Below are 15,358 nucleotides of genomic sequence, written 5' to 3'. Positions count from 1 at the left end.
CGGCGCGGCGCCCTCCGGCGCCGACCGCTGCCGCGCCGACCGCTGCCGCGCCGACCGCTACCCGCGCCGGACCCGAGACAACGCCCGCCAGACCGAAGCGATCCCGGGACTCAGGCGATCTCGACGAGGAGATCGCCGCCCTCCACCTGCTGGATCCTGTTGATGGCCAGCCTCGACACCTTCCCCGCCTTCGACGCGGTGATCGTCGCTTCCATCTTCATCGCCTCGATGGTGGCCACCGTGGCGCCGGCCGCCACCTCGTCCCCCTCGGCGACCGCGAGGGTCACCACTCCGGCGAACGGCGCGGCGACATGGCCGGGGTTGGCCCGGTCGGCCTTCTCCGTCACCGGGACGTCGGAGGCAGCCGCGGTGTCGCGCACCTGGATCGGCCGCAGTTGGCCGTTCAGGGTGGACATCACGGTGCGCATGCCGCGGTCGTCGGCCTCGCCGACGGCCTCCAGCGCGATGAGCAGCCGTACGCCGGGTTCGAGGTCGACGGCGTACTCCTTACCGGGACGCAGACCGTAGAAGAAGTCCTTGCTGTCCAGCACGCTGATGTCGCCGTAGGTCTGACGGTGCGTTTCGTACTCGCGCGTCGGCCCGGGGAACAGGAGCCGGTTGAGCGTCGCCCGCCGGTCCTTCACCAGCCCCGTACGGTCGTCCGCCGTCAGTTCCTGCACGGGCTTGGAGTCGGCGCGGCCCTCCAGTGCCCTGGTGCGGAACGGCTCCGGCCATCCGCCGGGCGGGTTGCCCAACTCGCCGCGCAGGAAGCCGATCACGGAGTCGGGGATGTCGAATTTGTTCGGCGTCGCCTCGAAGTCCTCCGGCGACACGTCGGCGCCCACCAGGTGGAGCGCGAGGTCGCCGACCACCTTCGACGACGGGGTGACCTTGACCAGGCGGCCGAGCATCCGGTCGGCGGCGGCGTACATGGCCTCGATGTCCTCGAAGCGGTCACCGAGGCCGAGCGCGATGGCCTGGGTGCGCAGGTTGGAGAGCTGGCCGCCGGGGATCTCGTGGTGGTAGACGCGCCCGGTCGGCGAGGCCAGGCCCGCCTCGAACGGCGCGTAGATCTTGCGGACGCTCTCCCAGTACGGCTCCAGGTCGCCCACGGCCTGGAGGCTCAGCCCGGTGGGCCGCTCGGAGTGGTCGGTCGCGGCCACGATCGCCGACAGCGACGGCTGCGAGGTGGTGCCCGCCATCGACGCCACCGCGCCGTCGACCGCGTCAGCGCCGGCCTGGACCGCGGCCAGGTAGGTGGCGAGCTGGCCGCCCGCCGTGTCGTGGGTGTGCAGGTGCACCGGCAGGTCGAACTCACGGCGCAGCGCCGATACGAGCGTCGCGGCGGCCGGGGCGCGCAGCAGGCCCGCCATGTCCTTGACGGCCAGGACGTGGGCGCCGGCATCCACGATCTGCTCGGCCAGGCGGAGGTAGTAGTCCAGGGTGTACAGGCGCTCCGACGGGTCGGACAGGTCGGAGGTGTAGCACAGGGCGACCTCGGCGACAGCCGTCCCGGTCTCGCGTACGGCCTCGATGGCGGGCCGCATCTGTCCGACGTCGTTCAGCGCGTCGAAGATGCGGAAGATGTCGATACCGGTGGCGGCGGCCTCCTGCACGAAGGCGTCGGTCACCTCGGTCGGGTACGGCGTGTAGCCCACGGTGTTGCGGCCGCGCAGCAGCATCTGCAGGCAGATGTTGGGCACGGCCTCACGGAGTACGGCCAGGCGCTCCCACGGGTCCTCGGCGAGGAAGCGCAGGGCGACGTCGTAGGTGGCGCCGCCCCAGCACTCCAGGGACAGCAGCTGCGGCAGAGTACGCGCCACCACCGGGGCGACGGCGAGCAGGTCCTTGGTGCGAACCCGCGTGGCGAGCAGCGACTGGTGGGCGTCGCGGAACGTGGTGTCGGTGATGCCGATGGTCGGTGACTCGCGCAGCCAGCGGGCGAAGCCTTCCGGGCCGAGTTCGACGAGCCGCTGCCGGGAGCCTGCGGGCGGCTCGGCCGGGGGCACGGGCGGCAGTTTGGTGGTCGGGTCGATCAGCGCGGGCCGTTCGCCATGGGGCTTGTTGACCGTGACGTCGGCCAGGTAGGTCAGCAGTTTCGTACCGCGGTCGGCGGAGTGTCGTGCGGTGAGCAGGTGCGGCCGCTGTTCGATGAACGACGTCGTGACCTGTCCGGCCTGGAAGTCCGGGTCATCGAGTACGGCCTGCAGGAACGGGATGTTGGTGGCCACGCCGCGGATGCGGAACTCGGCCACGGCGCGCCGGGCCCGGCCGATCGCGGTCTTGAAGTCCCGGCCTCGGCAGGTGAGTTTGACCAGCATCGAGTCGAAGTGCGCGCTGATCTCCGTACCGGCGTGGGTGGTGCCGCCGTCCAGGCGGATGCCCGAGCCGCCCGGCGACCGGTAGGCGCTGATCCTGCCGGTGTCGGGGCGGAAGCCGTTGGCCGGGTCCTCGGTGGTGATACGGCACTGCAGCGCGGCGCCGCGCAGCGTGACGGTCTCCTGTGCGAGGCCGAGGTCGGCGAGCGTCTCACCGGCCGCGATGCGCAGCTGCGCCTGCACGAGGTCGACGTCGGTGACCTCCTCGGTCACGGTGTGCTCGACCTGGATGCGCGGGTTCATCTCGATGAAGACGTGGTTGCCGTCGCGGTCGAGCAGGAATTCCACGGTGCCCGCGTTGCGGTAGCCGATCTCCCGGGCGAATCGCACGGCGTCGGCGCAGATCCGCTCGCGCAGCGCCGGGTCGAGGTTCGGCGCGGGCGCCAGCTCGATCACCTTCTGGTGGCGGCGCTGCACCGAGCAGTCGCGCTCGAACAGGTGGATGACATTGCCCTGCCCGTCGGCGAGGATCTGCACCTCGATGTGGCGGGGATCGACGACGGCCTTCTCCAGGAAGACCGTGGGGTCGCCGAACGCGGACGCGGCCTCGCGGGCCGCCGCCTCGATCGACTCGCGCAGCATCGCCGGCTCCTCGACCCGGCGCATACCGCGCCCGCCGCCACCGGCGACCGCCTTGACGAACACCGGAAAGCCGATGTCCTCGGCGGCACGCACCAGTTCGTCGACGTCGCTGGAGGGCGCCGAGGAGCCGAGCACCGGTACGCCGGCCGCGCGGGCGGCCGCCACCGCGCGCGCCTTGTTCCCGGTCAGCTCGAGGGTCCCCGCGTCCGGCCCGACGAACGTGATCCCGGCCTCCTCGCAGGCGCGCGCCAGCTCGGGGTTCTCCGACAGGAACCCGTATCCCGGGTACACCGCGTCCGCCTCCGCCCGGCGCGCCGCGAGGACGATCTCCTCGACGGACAGGTAGGCCCGCACCGGGTGGCCCGGCTCGCCGATCTCGTAGGCCTCGTCGGCCTTCATCCGGTGCAGTGAGTTGCGATCCTCATGGGGAAAGACGGCAACGGTCCTCGCACCCAGCTCGTAGCCGGCACGGAACGCGCGAATCGCGATCTCACCGCGGTTGGCGACCAGCACTTTGCGGAACATCTGGGATCCCTTCAGCCTGCCGGAGACACGCACCATGGTGTCGGCCACGCCGCTTCACTGCCATGTGAGCCCAGCCACTCCCCCGGGTGCCTCCGGCTGGGCGAAGCGGCCACGCGCCTGGCCACCACGTTAGGCGTGGGGCGATCACTTCTGAAGGGCCGAGGATCAGGTCTGCTGCTCCAGCGAGAGGGCGAAGACATGGGCCCTGGCCGACCCGGAGGGCGCGGTCAGCGTGATCGCGGTGAGCTGCCTGCTCGCGTCGAGATCGATCACCTGGTGGAAGATGGCCGCCTTGGTGGCCACCGGCCCGGTCCGCGTGTGGATCTGGCCGGTGGTCACCGCCTCGCTCTCGCCGTTCTCGGGGCCGGACGCCAGCCAGTTGGTGAGAGTGAACTGCGCGGCCTCGCTTGTTCCGTCGGCGTACCGGACCACCGCCGGGACGGTCACGGCCGCCGTGTCGCCCGCACCGAGCACATGCAGCTTCGTGTACGCACCTTGCGGGACGGCGATCTCCTGCCCGGCCGCCACGTTGTTGGTTCCCTCGCTCCCGTTGGTGAAGAGGAAGGCGATCCCGTTGTCCGTCGTCTGCCCGGTCTGCGGCAGCTGGGCCATGGGGTACGTACGGCCGGCGCCGTCGAAGTCCCCGTCGCCGTAGTACATCTCGGTGGTGATGCCGTCGTTGTCGAAGGCTCCGGTGAGATCGATCTGGGTAGCGGTTCCGTTCTGCGGCGGTTCGGGCAGTCCCCACGGGTCGGCGGGCACGGTCACCGTCACCGGGGCGATCCGCAGGTCGGGCCGCGAGCCGGCCGGGTGGATCACCGCCTCCGCGTCCTGTGGCAGGTCCAGCTCGATCACGCCGTCGCCGAGGTCGCGCCAGGCGGGGGCGGGGTCGCCGACCCCGGTGACCGCGAGCCGTCCGCTCAGGGAGTGGCGTACCCGGCACGGCTCCCCGGCGAGGCTGCGTACCCGGACCCAGCGGGTGGTACCGCCCCGGCGGACGGCGCTGATCAGGAACGCGCCCTGGGTGCGGAAGTCGTGCAGCGTGACGTCTCGCCATGCGTCGGGGACGGCGGGGAAGACGCGGATCGTGCTGCCCCAGCTCTGGCACAGCATGTCGTGCAGGCTCTGCGCGGCGGACAGCGGTGTCTCGATGACGGGCCCGGCCTCGTAGTACATGGTGTTGGGCTGCACGAAACGGTCGACCAGCTCCCGCAGGTACGTCAGCGCGTCGTCGCCCCGGCCCATCTGTGCGGTGATCGAGGCGGCGCCGGTGAAGCTGTAGCCGCGCAGGGCACCCTCGAAGCCTATCCAGTGGTTCAGCGAGCGTTCGATCAGGTCACGGTGCTCGGGCTGCTCCCAGTTGACGAGGTAGAGGGGGTAGACGGAGAGCATGTGGGAATAGTGCCGGTGGGACTTGTCGAAGGGGACTCCGGCACCGATCATGAAGCCGTTGTCGTCCACCGGGTAGTCGGTGAGCTTCTCCAGCACCTCGCGCCACTTCGGCTCCAGGTCGTCCCGTATGCCGAGCAGGCCGGTGGTCTCCAGCAGGGTCGCACAGCTCCAGCGCAGCAGCGCCAGGTCGTAGTTGCAGTCGGGGGCGCTGCCGTACTCCGGTGAGTAGGTCGTCGGCAGGTGCAGCCGCCCGTCCTCGCCCTCGTACAGGAAGTGCAGGTAGTAGTTGGTGGTCCGGCGCAGCAGCGGGTACAGGACGTCTTCCAGGACGCCCCGGTCCATGGTGTGCCGGTAGGTCAGCCATACGTTGTGCAGCGCCCAGGGCAGGTTGCCGACCTCGGGAGTGCTGCTGACGCCCGGGACGGCGACGGTGCCGCTGGTGTCGCACGTGGCGTCGGTGGCGCGGCGCACGCCCGCCGAGTCGGACCGGTACTCGGGGCGCAGGGCGCCGATCAGTGTGTCGGTGTGCTCGGCGAGGGTGCGTGGGACGGCGTCCAGCTCCAGGTGGTTGGAGCCGTGCACCGCCCAGTACTCCAGCTGGACGTTGAGGTTCCACCACACGGCCGGCCACGGGGTGGACTCCAGCCAGGGGCCGGTGGTCGCCATGATCGGCGCGTGCTCGCGGGCGGCGGAGGCGAGCTTGTAGAGCTGGATCCAGTAGAAGCTCTGCAGCATCCCGTCGGGGACGGAGAGGAAGCTCTTGCGGTAGAAGCGGTGCCACCATTCGCGGTGGGTGCGCAGCAGGCTGGAGACGGGCAGTGCGGACGCCTTGCGGACGGCCGTTCTGGCGCGGCCCTCGGCGTCGGTGCCGGGATGGGAGTGGGCGACGGCCAGGACGTACACGCGGTCGTCGCCGACGTTGCGTTCCCGGTGGGCGGTAACGGTCCGGCCGCCCGCGACCAGCGACTGGACGACGACACCCGTGCCGTCCGGCTCCCGCGAGGTCACCGGCTCGGGGTTGGGCTCCAGGCCGGCCGGCGGGTTCTCCCGGACGATACGCGGGCTGACGGCGGGCGAGGGGACGAACTCCCAGCGGAAGCCCTGCTCCCCCGCGCTCGCCCGCGCGGTGACGAGCAGCAGCGTACGGTCGTTGTGGACCAGGGCGCGTAGTTCGATGCTGCCCTTGTCCGTGGTGACCGTTCCGCTGACCTCGGCGTTCCACAGGTCCAGGCGCAGGTCGGCACCGGTGAGGGTGCCGACGGGGCGCAGCAGGAGATTGCCGACCGGAAGGCGGGCCACGCCCCAGTTGTGGCCGAACTGCGGCCGGTGGTCCTGCACTTCGGTGTGGTGAACGGTGAACCGCAGGGCGTTCGCCCCGGGTTCCTGGTAGACGATCGAGCCGAGCAGTCCGTTGCCGAGGAAGGGGCCCTCGTACCAGGCGCGCGGCAGTCGTTTCCAGCGCGGGTCCTGGCCGGCGAGGAAGTCCTGCCACTCGCGGTCGGTACGCATGCCGGTGAGGGCCACGGGGCCGACGACCGCGCCCGGTGGGGCGGCGGCCGGTTGGGCGGCGGCCGGTTGGGCGGCGGCCGGTTCCGTGATGCCCATTCCGGTGGTCGCTCCGGCGGCGGCGCCCCCGGCAACGCGGCCCAGAAATCTCCGTCTACTGACACCCATCATCGATCTCCCGTCACATTGATCCGATGACTTGGTTAGACGGGAGGGTAGGAAGCGGCTAATGAGGCGTCAATACGGCTGACACGCCCCCTGTTCATCCGATGACTGACTCAATGGCTCACCCATGGCCCGGCGGCGGCGCACTGCTCTCCCGCACCACCAGCTCCGTCGCCACCTCCACCCGAGTCGTCTCCGGCTGCTCCCCGGACAGCAGCCGCAGCACCATCCGGGCCGCGAGCGCGGTCATGTCGGCCAGCGGGGTGCGGATCGTCGTCAGCCGAGGGGTCACCCAGTCGGCGAACGGCAGGTCGTCGAAGCCGACCACGCTGACGTCGGCCGGGATCCGCAGCCCGAGTTCGGCGGCGGCCCGGTAGGTGCCCAGCGCCTGGTGATCGCTGCCCGCGAAGACGGCGGTCGGGCGCTCGGGCAGCGCCAGCAGCTCCAGCGCGTGCTGGTGCGCGAGGTTGTGGGTGAAGTCGCCGTAGCGCACCAGCGCCGGATCGAAGGGGAGGTCCGCCTCCGCCAGCGCCGAGCGATAGCCGTCGACCCGGGCCCGTGAGGTGAGCCGGCGCTCCGGGCCGCTGATGATCGCGATCCGGCGGTGGCCCAGCTCGATGAGATGGCGGGTGGCGGCCAGCCCGCCGGGCCAGTTGGTCGCGCCCACCCATGGCGTCCCGGGCGCGGGCTCGTCGATCGGCGCCACCAGCGCGTACGGGATGCCGAGCCGGCCCAGCTCCTCGTGTTGCTCCGGTGTCAGCTCGGGCACCACGAGGATCGCCCCGCGTGTGGACCGGGTGGCCAGCGAGTCCAGCCACTGCCGGGCGCGTCTGGTCCGGCCGTGCGTGGCCGAGACGACCAGTCCCATGTTCGCGTCGTGCAGGACGTCCTCCGCGCCGCGGATCAGCTCCACGGCCCAGGGGCTGTCCAGCTCGTTGATGACGAAGTCGATCAGTCCACCGGGCGGGGCCGCGGTGGCTGCCGGACGGTGTTTCGCCAGATAGCCGTGCTGCTCGAGGAGGCGCTGCACCTTGGCCCTGGTCTCCGCCGATACATCGGATCTGTCGTGCAGCACCTTGGAGATGGTGGAGACCGAAACGCCTGCCTGTTCGGCGATTTCGGCAAGAGTTCGCCGTCTTCCTGAGCCGGATCCTGCCGGAACCGTTGACGTCATCGGATGAATCTCCTACGTTTCCGGAGCGGTCGCGAGTTGCGAAAACTATCGCAACCGTACTCCCGGGAGTAAAGGTGGTCCTCGATGAAGAGATGGCGCGCCGCTTCCCTGGCCGCCGCCGTGGCACTGGCGCTCTCCGGCTGCGGAGGCACCGGCGGCGGCAGCAGCGGCAATTCGGGCAACGACAAGGGCGAGTTGCTGGTCTGGGTGGACAACACCCGGACGCCGGCGGCCCAGCAGTACAAGAAGGCACACCCCGACCTGAAGATCCGTATCGTCACCATCCCGCCCGACGCGGGATACGTCCCCACCAAGGTCTCGCTCGCCAACCGCACCAAGAGGGGCTGGCCCGACGTCGTCTTCCTGACCAACCCGGCCGAGGCGGCGACGCTCGCCAGTGAGAAGTTCGGTTACGCGGCCCCGCTCGACGGCCTCGTGCCCAAGTCGGTACGGGACGGCTTCGCGCCCGGCTCCCTCGACACCTGCACCTTCGGCGGCGAGACCTACTGCCTGCGCAACGACATCGCCCCCACCGTGCTCTGGTACGACACGTCGCTGATGAAGGAGTACGGCTACCAGGTCCCGAAGACCTGGGCGGACTACCAGCGAACCGGGCTGAAGGCGGCCGAGGAGCACCCCGGCACCATCGTCGGCGCGATCAACGGCAAGTACGGCGCCGGCACCTACTTCGGCAGCAGCGGCTGCCCCACCCGCGACACGCTCAGCCTCACCAAGGTCCACATCGACCTCACCCGGTCCAGCTGCACGCGGGTCGCTGACCTGCTCCAGCCGATGGCCGAGAAGAAGGCCGTCACCACCGTCGTCCCCACCGACCCCGCCTTCGCCAAGCTCGGCAAGGAGAACAAGATCCTGATGCTGCCGGGCCCGGCCTGGTTCGGCGACTTCATGTTCGGGCCCGCGTTCAAGATTCCCAAGGGGCGGATCGCCGCGGCTCCCATGCCCACCTGGCCCGGCGAGACCAAGTCGTACGCCGGACAGGTCGGCGGCGGTGCCTTCCTCGTCTCCGCGCACGCCGGCGACCGTACGAAGGAGGCGGCGGACCTGGTGCGCTGGATGACCACCGACGCCACCCTCCAGGCCGACCAGCCCACGTACCCCGCCTTCACGGCGGCGGCACAGAAGTGGGGCGAGGCCAAGGCGAAGGACCCGTACTACGCCGCCGACCCGATGCCCGCCCTCACCGCGGCGGCGAACGCACTGCGCCCCGGATTCGGTGCCGTCCGCTTCGAGGCGGACTGGCAGGCCAGCTTCAACGACACGGTCGGCAAGGCGGCCGACTCCGGCGCCGACCTCCGCAAGACGCTGGCAAGTTGGCAGGACAAACTGGAGGCGGCGGCCAAGACCAGTGAGTACTCCGTCGGATGAAGACGCTGACCGCGGCCCGTCCGACCGCCGCCGAACCCGTGCCCAGGGCCAAACCCCGGCCCCGGAGGCACAAGGGCCGCACCACCGCCGTCTGGATTCTCGTCGGCCCGTACGCCCTGTTCCTCGCGGTCTTCGGACTCGCGCCCGCCGGATACGCCCTGTGGACGTCGCTCGTCCACGACGGCTCCTTCTCCGGCGGGCGCAACTGGGCGGCCGTCCTCGACGACTACCGGCTCGGCGAGGCCGCCCAGAACGTCACCACGTATCTGCTGATCTGGCTGCCGGTCCTGCTGCTGACCGTCCTCTCCCTCGCCTTCACCCTGCACGCCCGGCCGGGCCGGGTGACGGGCGCGCTCCAGCTCGTCTACTACCTGCCGGGCGCCGTCACCGGCTCGGCGGCGGCCCTGCTGTGGCTGTTCATGGTCAGCCCGGACAGCAGCCCGTTCGGACCGCTGCTGAAGCTCATGGACGTCAAGACCGCCACGGACGCCCTCTCCGGCGGCAGCCTGATCACCGTTCTCGCCGTGATGGGCGTCGCGGTGCACGCGGGCGGCTGGATCGTCGTCCTGTACGGGGCGCTCACCGCGCTCCCCAGGGACGTCCTGGAGGCGGCGCAGGTCGACGGCGCCTCGGCCTGGCGGACCATGTGGCACATCAAGCTGCCGCTGGTGCGCACCTATGTCGCCTTCGTGCTGATCTCCAGCTTCGCCTCGGGCAGCCAGGTCTTCGTCGAACCGACCGTGCTGTCCACCGGCGCCCCCGGCCAGATCAGCCCCACCTGGTCCGTCAACCAGCTCGCCTACGTCTACGCCACCCAGGACGGCGACTTCGGCAAGGCCGCCGCGCTGTCGCTGGCCATGCTCGCGGTCGGGCTGCTGGCCGCCTGGATCGTGATCTCCCGCACCGGTATGTACGCCACGGACTCCACGAAAGCCGGGTGAGCCGGACCATGACCGCCCTGTCGCGCGGCGCCCGTGCCCTGTTCCTGCTCGGCGCTGCCGTCTTCTTCGGACTGCCCCTGCTCTGGCTGCTCCTCGCGCCCACCCGCACCGCCGACGACCTGACGACCGGCGCACCGCTCGGCTTCGGCTCGCTCGGCAACGTCGGCGACGCCTGGGCACACCTGACGTCGTACAACGACGGCGAGATCACCCTGTGGATCGGCAACTCCGTCATCTACGCGGCGGCCAGTGTCGTGCTCGCCCTGCTGCTGTGCGTGCCCGCGGGCTACGTGCTCGCCAAGCACGACTTCGCGGGCCGCCGGACACTGCTCACGCTCTCGATCGTGACGATGATCCTGCCCCCGGCCGCGCTGGTGCTGCCCCTCTACCTGGAGATGTCGGCGGTCAACCTCACCGGCACGGTCTGGGCGGTGATCCTTCCGCTGTCGTTCTACCCCTTCGGCGTCTACCTCGCATTCCTGCACTTCCAGGCGAACCTGCCCGACAGCCTGCTGGACGCCGGACGCGTCGACGGCGCGAGCGAGCTGCGGCTCTTCTGGTCGGTCGCCCTGCCGCTGGCCCGCCCGGCGATCGCACTGATCGCCTTCTTCGGCTTCGTACGCTGCTGGACCGAGTTCTTCCTGCCCTTCGTGATGCTCTCCGACGACCGCACCTTCACCCTCCAGCTCGGTCTGATGTCCCTGCTTCAGTCCACCGGCGCGGTCAACAACTCCAGCGGCTTCGCCGACCTCGACATCCACCAGCCGGAAGCGGCTCTGGCCGGACTCGTCGCCTGTGCGCCCCTGCTGATCGGTTTCGTCCTCGCCCAGCGCTTCCTGCGCACCGGGCTGCTGGCCGGGGCGGAGAAGGGCTGATGGACGCACGTACGGAAATGGCCTCCCGTGTAAGGGAGTTGGCGGCTCCTCTGGTCCCGCACTTCAGCGCCGGCCGGGCTCGCGTACGGCTCGGCGTGAACACCGCCATCCACGACGACACCGCCGCCGAACTGGAGGCGTTCGCCCGCCCGTTGTGGGGGCTCGCCCCGCTGGCGGCGGGCAAGGGAGCCGTACCGCACACCGAGTTGTGGCTGAGGGGCCTCGCCCACGGCAGCGACCCCGCGCACCCCGAGTACTGGGGTGAGCCCCGCGACCGCGACCAGCGCATCGTCGAGATGGCCGCGATCGGCTTCGCTCTGGCCCTCGCACCCGAGCAGTGGTGGGATCCGCTGAGCGGCGCCGAACGGGACCGCCTCGCACGCTGGTTGCGCAGTGCCCTCCCCCGCGAGACGGCCGACAACAACTGGCACTTCTTCCCGGTACTGATCGGCCTGGGCCTCGACCGGGTGGGTGTGCCGTACGACCGCTCGCTGACCGGCGCCCGCCTGAAGCGTCTGGAGACCTTCTGGCTCGGCGACGGCTGGTACTCCGACGGGCCCACCGAGCGGCGCGACTACTACGTGCCGTGGGCGATGCATTTCTACGGACTGCTGTACGACACGCTCACCGGCGGGGACCGCTTCAAGGAGCGGGCGGCCCGGTTCGCCCTCGACTTCCGGCACTGGTTCGCGGACGACGGCGCCGCCGTCCCGTACGGGCGCAGCCTCACCTACCGCTGGGCGCAGGCAGCCTTCTGGGGCGCGCTGCCCCTCGCAGGGGTCGACGCGCTGCCGTGGGGCGTGGTCAAGGGGTATCTGCTGCGGCATCTGCGCTGGTGGCGGGGGCGACCGGTGACCGGGCCGGAGAGGCTGCTGTCCGTCGGGTACGGCTATCCGCAGCCCGCGCTCGCCGAGCAGTACAACGCGCCCGGCTCCCCGTACTGGTCGCTGAAGGCGTTCCTGCCACTCGCGCTGCCGGACGATCACGCGTTCTGGACCGCGGCCGAGGAGCCGGCTCCCGCGCTGCCCGCCGTCAGCGCCCAGCCGCACGCGGGCGTGGTGCTGATGCGTGCCTCGGGCGATGTCACCCTGCTCGCCGGGCGCCAGCACCACGCCTGGCTGCGCCACGGCGCCGAGAAATACGCCAAGTTCGCCTACTCGTCCCGGTTCGGCTTCAGCCTGCCCGGCGGACCGCTGGGGCTCGCGCAGGGCGCGTACGACTCGATGCTGGCGCTGAGTGACGACGGCGGGGCGCACTACCGGGTGCGCGAGGAGCCGGCCGACCCCGCGACCGGAGGCGACACGGTCCGCAGCACCTGGCGGCCCTGGCCCGACGTGGAGATCACCACCTGGCTGGCGGCCGCGCCGCCGTGGCATCTGCGCACCCATCACATCCGGACGGCCCGTGCCCTGCACACCGCGGAGGGCGGCTTCGCCGTCGACCGCGATGCCGGCGTGAAGAGCGCGACCGGAACCGGATACGCCCGTGCGTCGGCCCCGGCGGGGGTCACCGGCCTGCGAGACCTCGACGGCCTGCGCTCCGGCACGGTCGTCGACTGCCTGCCCGGCACGAACGTCCTCGCCCGGCGTACGACACTGCCGACGCTGACCGGTCAACTCCCCCCAGGAGAGCACTGGTTGAGCTGCGCGGTGCTGGGCGCCCCCGACGGACGGGACGCCGAGGCGGCCTGGCGACAACCCCCGGAACACCCGACGCGTGGAGGCGGGACATGAGACTCGGAAAGCTGTCCGTACTGGCCGCCGTGGCGGCGCTGCTGACCCTCCCGGTCCAGGCCCAGGACCAGGCTCAGGCGGCGGATCCCGGCCGTACCTACCACGTCGCCCCATGGGGCGGTGACAACACCTACGGCTCGGCGGAGAGACCCCTGCGCACGATCGGCGACTGCCTCTCCCGCGTCCGCCCCGGCGACACCTGTCTGGTCCACCGCGGCACCTACCGCGAACAGCTCACCCCTCCCTCCGGCACCAAGGACGCCCCGATCACGATCGCCGCGTACGGCGACGGGCCGGTGACCGTCGACGGGACCGAGCCGGTGACCGGCTGGAAGGACGCCGGCGGCGGACTGGTCGCCGCCGACACGAACCTCCCGCCCGATCCCGACTTCAACGCGATCTTCCTGGACAACGACCGTGCTGTGGAGGGCCGTTGGCCCAACACCGGCCCCGATCCACTGAACACCACCTGGGCCCAGGCCGACGCCACCTCCACCGACCAGCACATCGACGACACCGACCTGCCCGACGCCGACTGGACCGGCGCCACCGTGCACCTGTGGGCGGGCTCCAACCCCTGGGCCCAGCAGACCGGCACGGTCACCGCCGCCGCAGCCGGCAAGCTGGACTTCAAGGGCGGCAACTACCGCTGCCCGCCGCTGTGCATGGGCAACCAGAACTACCGCAACTACTACCTCGTCGGTTCCAAGGCCGCACTCGACCAGCCGGGCGAGTGGTACTACGACGAGAGCGCGCACCGGCTCTACATGGTGCCGCCGAAGGACGGCATGACCGGGCACACGGTGACCGCCAAGCACCGGCTCTGGGGCGTCGACCTGAGCAGGAGCTCGTACGTCACCGTGCGCGGGCTGAACCTGTGGGGCACGTCCCTGCGAACGGGCAACGACAGCACAGGAGTCGTGGTCGACCGGCTGCGCGCCACCTACATCTCGGAGTTCTCCACGCTCCCCATGCCGCCCGACAGCGATCTGGCGATCCCGCCCTTCGAAGGCCACATCGTCGCCTCCCGGATCCTGGACTCGGGCGTGCAGATCCTCGGCACCGGCAACACCCTGAAGAACAGCGAGATCTCCCAGTCGGCCGGAGACGGTGTGCTGCTGCGCGGCACCGGCAACACCGTCACCAACAACTACATCCACGACGTCGGCTGGATGGGCAGCTACACGCCCGGCATCGAGGTCAACGGCAACGGCCACACGGTCACGCACAACACGATCCGGCGCACGGGACGGGCCGCCATCGACACGGCCTGGCAGCTCAACGGCCCGGAATTCCACGACAACCGCATCGCCTACAACGACATGTCCGAAGCGATGCGCACCTCCCGCGACGGCTCCCCCTTCTACGTCTGCTGCAGCCTCAACGGCTCCGGCAGCTCCATCGACCACAACACCTCGCACGACTCCAACGGCCAGGTCGGTCTCTACGTCGACAACTACTCCGGCCACTTCCGGCTGCACCACAACGTCACCTGGAACACGGGCAGACGAGGCACCTTCTTCAACGGCCACACCGGACCGAGCATCGCCAACGAGGACCACAACTCCAGCTACGGCGTGGGCATCAGCGAGAACTCGGTGCTGCTGAGCGGTGCGACGGACGCCTCCGGCTCGTACATCAGCAACATCATCGGCCCGAAGCCGATCAGCGCCACCCAGACCGGTGACCCGTTGCCCGTGGTCCGCTCCAACCTGATCAGCGACCGGCCCGGCTACACGGACGCCGTCAACGGCGAGCTGTGGCTGACGGCCGGCTCACCCGCCATCGACGCCGGCGAGACCATCGACGGCATCACGACCGACATCCGGGGCGCGGCTCCCGACCAGGGCGCGTACGAGTACGGCGCGCCGATCTGGTCGACGGGCTGCAATCTGCCGGGCTGTCAGCAGCGGGTGCGGCACGGCACCTGGACGGCGACCGCGAGCGACGGTACGGACGCCTCCGCCGTGACCGACGGGGACATCAACACCCGCTGGACCGCGGCGAGTCCGCAGTCGCCGGGTCAGTCCCTGACCGTCGATCTCGGTGAGCCCAAGACCTTCGGAAGGCTCTCGCTCGACGCCGGCCGCGACACCAGTGGCCAGCCGTACGGCTTCTCCGTCGCGGTCAGCCGGGACGGCACGCACTGGGGCGAGCCGCTCGCCCGGGTCGCCGGCCGCTCCTTCACCCAGGACGCGGCGTTCCCCCGGCAGACCACCGCCCGCTACCTCCGGATCACGCTCACCGCGAGCGGACCGGTCCCCTGGGTCGTCAACGACCTGCGCCTGTACGGCGACGGGCCCGACGCCTCCGCCACACTCCAGGCCGAGCACGCCGCGGTCGTACGAGGCGTGGAGCGCGGCACGGCCGCCACCGGGGTGCTGGGCTCCGGCGACTGGGTGGGCTTCCGCGAGGTGAACGTCGACGGCGGGCGGCTCACCGTGCGCAGCGCGTCCTCCTGCGCGCGCACCTGTTCGCTGCAACTGCGCCTGGACGCGCCGGACGGTCCGCTGCTCGGGGTGGTGCCGGTCCGGGGCGGCGGCGACGGCGACTGGCAGGAGCAACAGGTGCGCCTGAAACGCGAGGTCACCGGCACCCAAGACCTCTACGTCGTGGCGGCGGGCGGACGGCAGGTCGCCGCGCTGGACTGGCTGACGATCCGGCCCTGAGCGCGGCCTCACCCGCCGTGGCGGTGCTCCAC

At 70.9% G+C, this 15,358-nt stretch carries 8 protein-coding genes; 5 read left to right on the top strand and 3 right to left on the bottom strand.

All coding sequences use genetic code 11. The features are described from left to right. Positions 1-110 precede the first annotated feature (110 nt). The 3 genes from FGD71_RS46495 to FGD71_RS46485 form a co-directional block, all read right to left on the bottom strand. Complete coding sequence (locus FGD71_RS46495) at positions 111-3,485, bottom strand: pyruvate carboxylase (protein WP_181359409.1); 3,375 nt, start codon at positions 3,483-3,485, stop codon at positions 111-113. A 165-nt stretch (positions 3,486-3,650) separates the two neighbouring features. Next, positions 3,651-6,482 (bottom strand): glycosyl hydrolase family 95 catalytic domain-containing protein, encoded by a 2,832-nt coding sequence (locus tag FGD71_RS46490; protein WP_420878415.1) that lies wholly within the window; start codon positions 6,480-6,482, stop codon positions 3,651-3,653. A gap of 187 nt (positions 6,483-6,669) precedes the next feature. Further along, entirely contained in the window at positions 6,670-7,722 is a 1,053-nt protein-coding gene (locus FGD71_RS46485; protein WP_162931417.1) for a LacI family DNA-binding transcriptional regulator, read from the bottom strand. An 84-nt stretch (positions 7,723-7,806) separates the two neighbouring features. Here FGD71_RS46485 and FGD71_RS46480 point away from each other — a divergent pair, with 84 nt between their 5' ends. The 5 genes from FGD71_RS46480 to FGD71_RS46460 are packed head-to-tail and all read left to right on the top strand — an operon-like array spanning position 7,807 to position 15,326. Beyond that, on the top strand, positions 7,807-9,108 hold the full coding sequence (locus FGD71_RS46480) for an extracellular solute-binding protein (protein WP_119106675.1): 1,302 nt from the start codon (positions 7,807-7,809) through the stop codon (positions 9,106-9,108). Further along, on the top strand, positions 9,105-10,049 hold the full coding sequence (locus tag FGD71_RS46475; RefSeq protein WP_119106674.1) for a carbohydrate ABC transporter permease: 945 nt from the start codon (positions 9,105-9,107) through the stop codon (positions 10,047-10,049). The genes FGD71_RS46480 and FGD71_RS46475 overlap by 4 nt, the downstream gene beginning before the upstream one ends. A gap of 8 nt (positions 10,050-10,057) precedes the next feature. Further along, positions 10,058-10,924, top strand: coding sequence for a carbohydrate ABC transporter permease (locus tag FGD71_RS46470; protein WP_119106673.1), 867 nt, complete (start codon positions 10,058-10,060; stop codon positions 10,922-10,924). Further along, entirely contained in the window at positions 10,924-12,657 is a 1,734-nt protein-coding gene (locus tag FGD71_RS46465) for a DUF2264 domain-containing protein (protein ID WP_205571208.1), read from the top strand. Before FGD71_RS46470 ends, FGD71_RS46465 begins: the two co-directional genes overlap by 1 nt. Then, entirely contained in the window at positions 12,654-15,326 is a 2,673-nt protein-coding gene (locus FGD71_RS46460) for a discoidin domain-containing protein (protein ID WP_119106672.1), read from the top strand. Before FGD71_RS46465 ends, FGD71_RS46460 begins: the two co-directional genes overlap by 4 nt. Positions 15,327-15,358: the final 32 nt, after the last annotated feature.

Source organism: Streptomyces sporangiiformans, from assembly GCF_005768555.2.
Lineage (GTDB): Bacteria > Actinomycetota > Actinomycetes > Streptomycetales > Streptomycetaceae > Streptomyces > Streptomyces sporangiiformans.
Note: the sequence above shows the minus strand (reverse complement) of the source record. Positions and strands in the feature narration are given on the sequence as shown.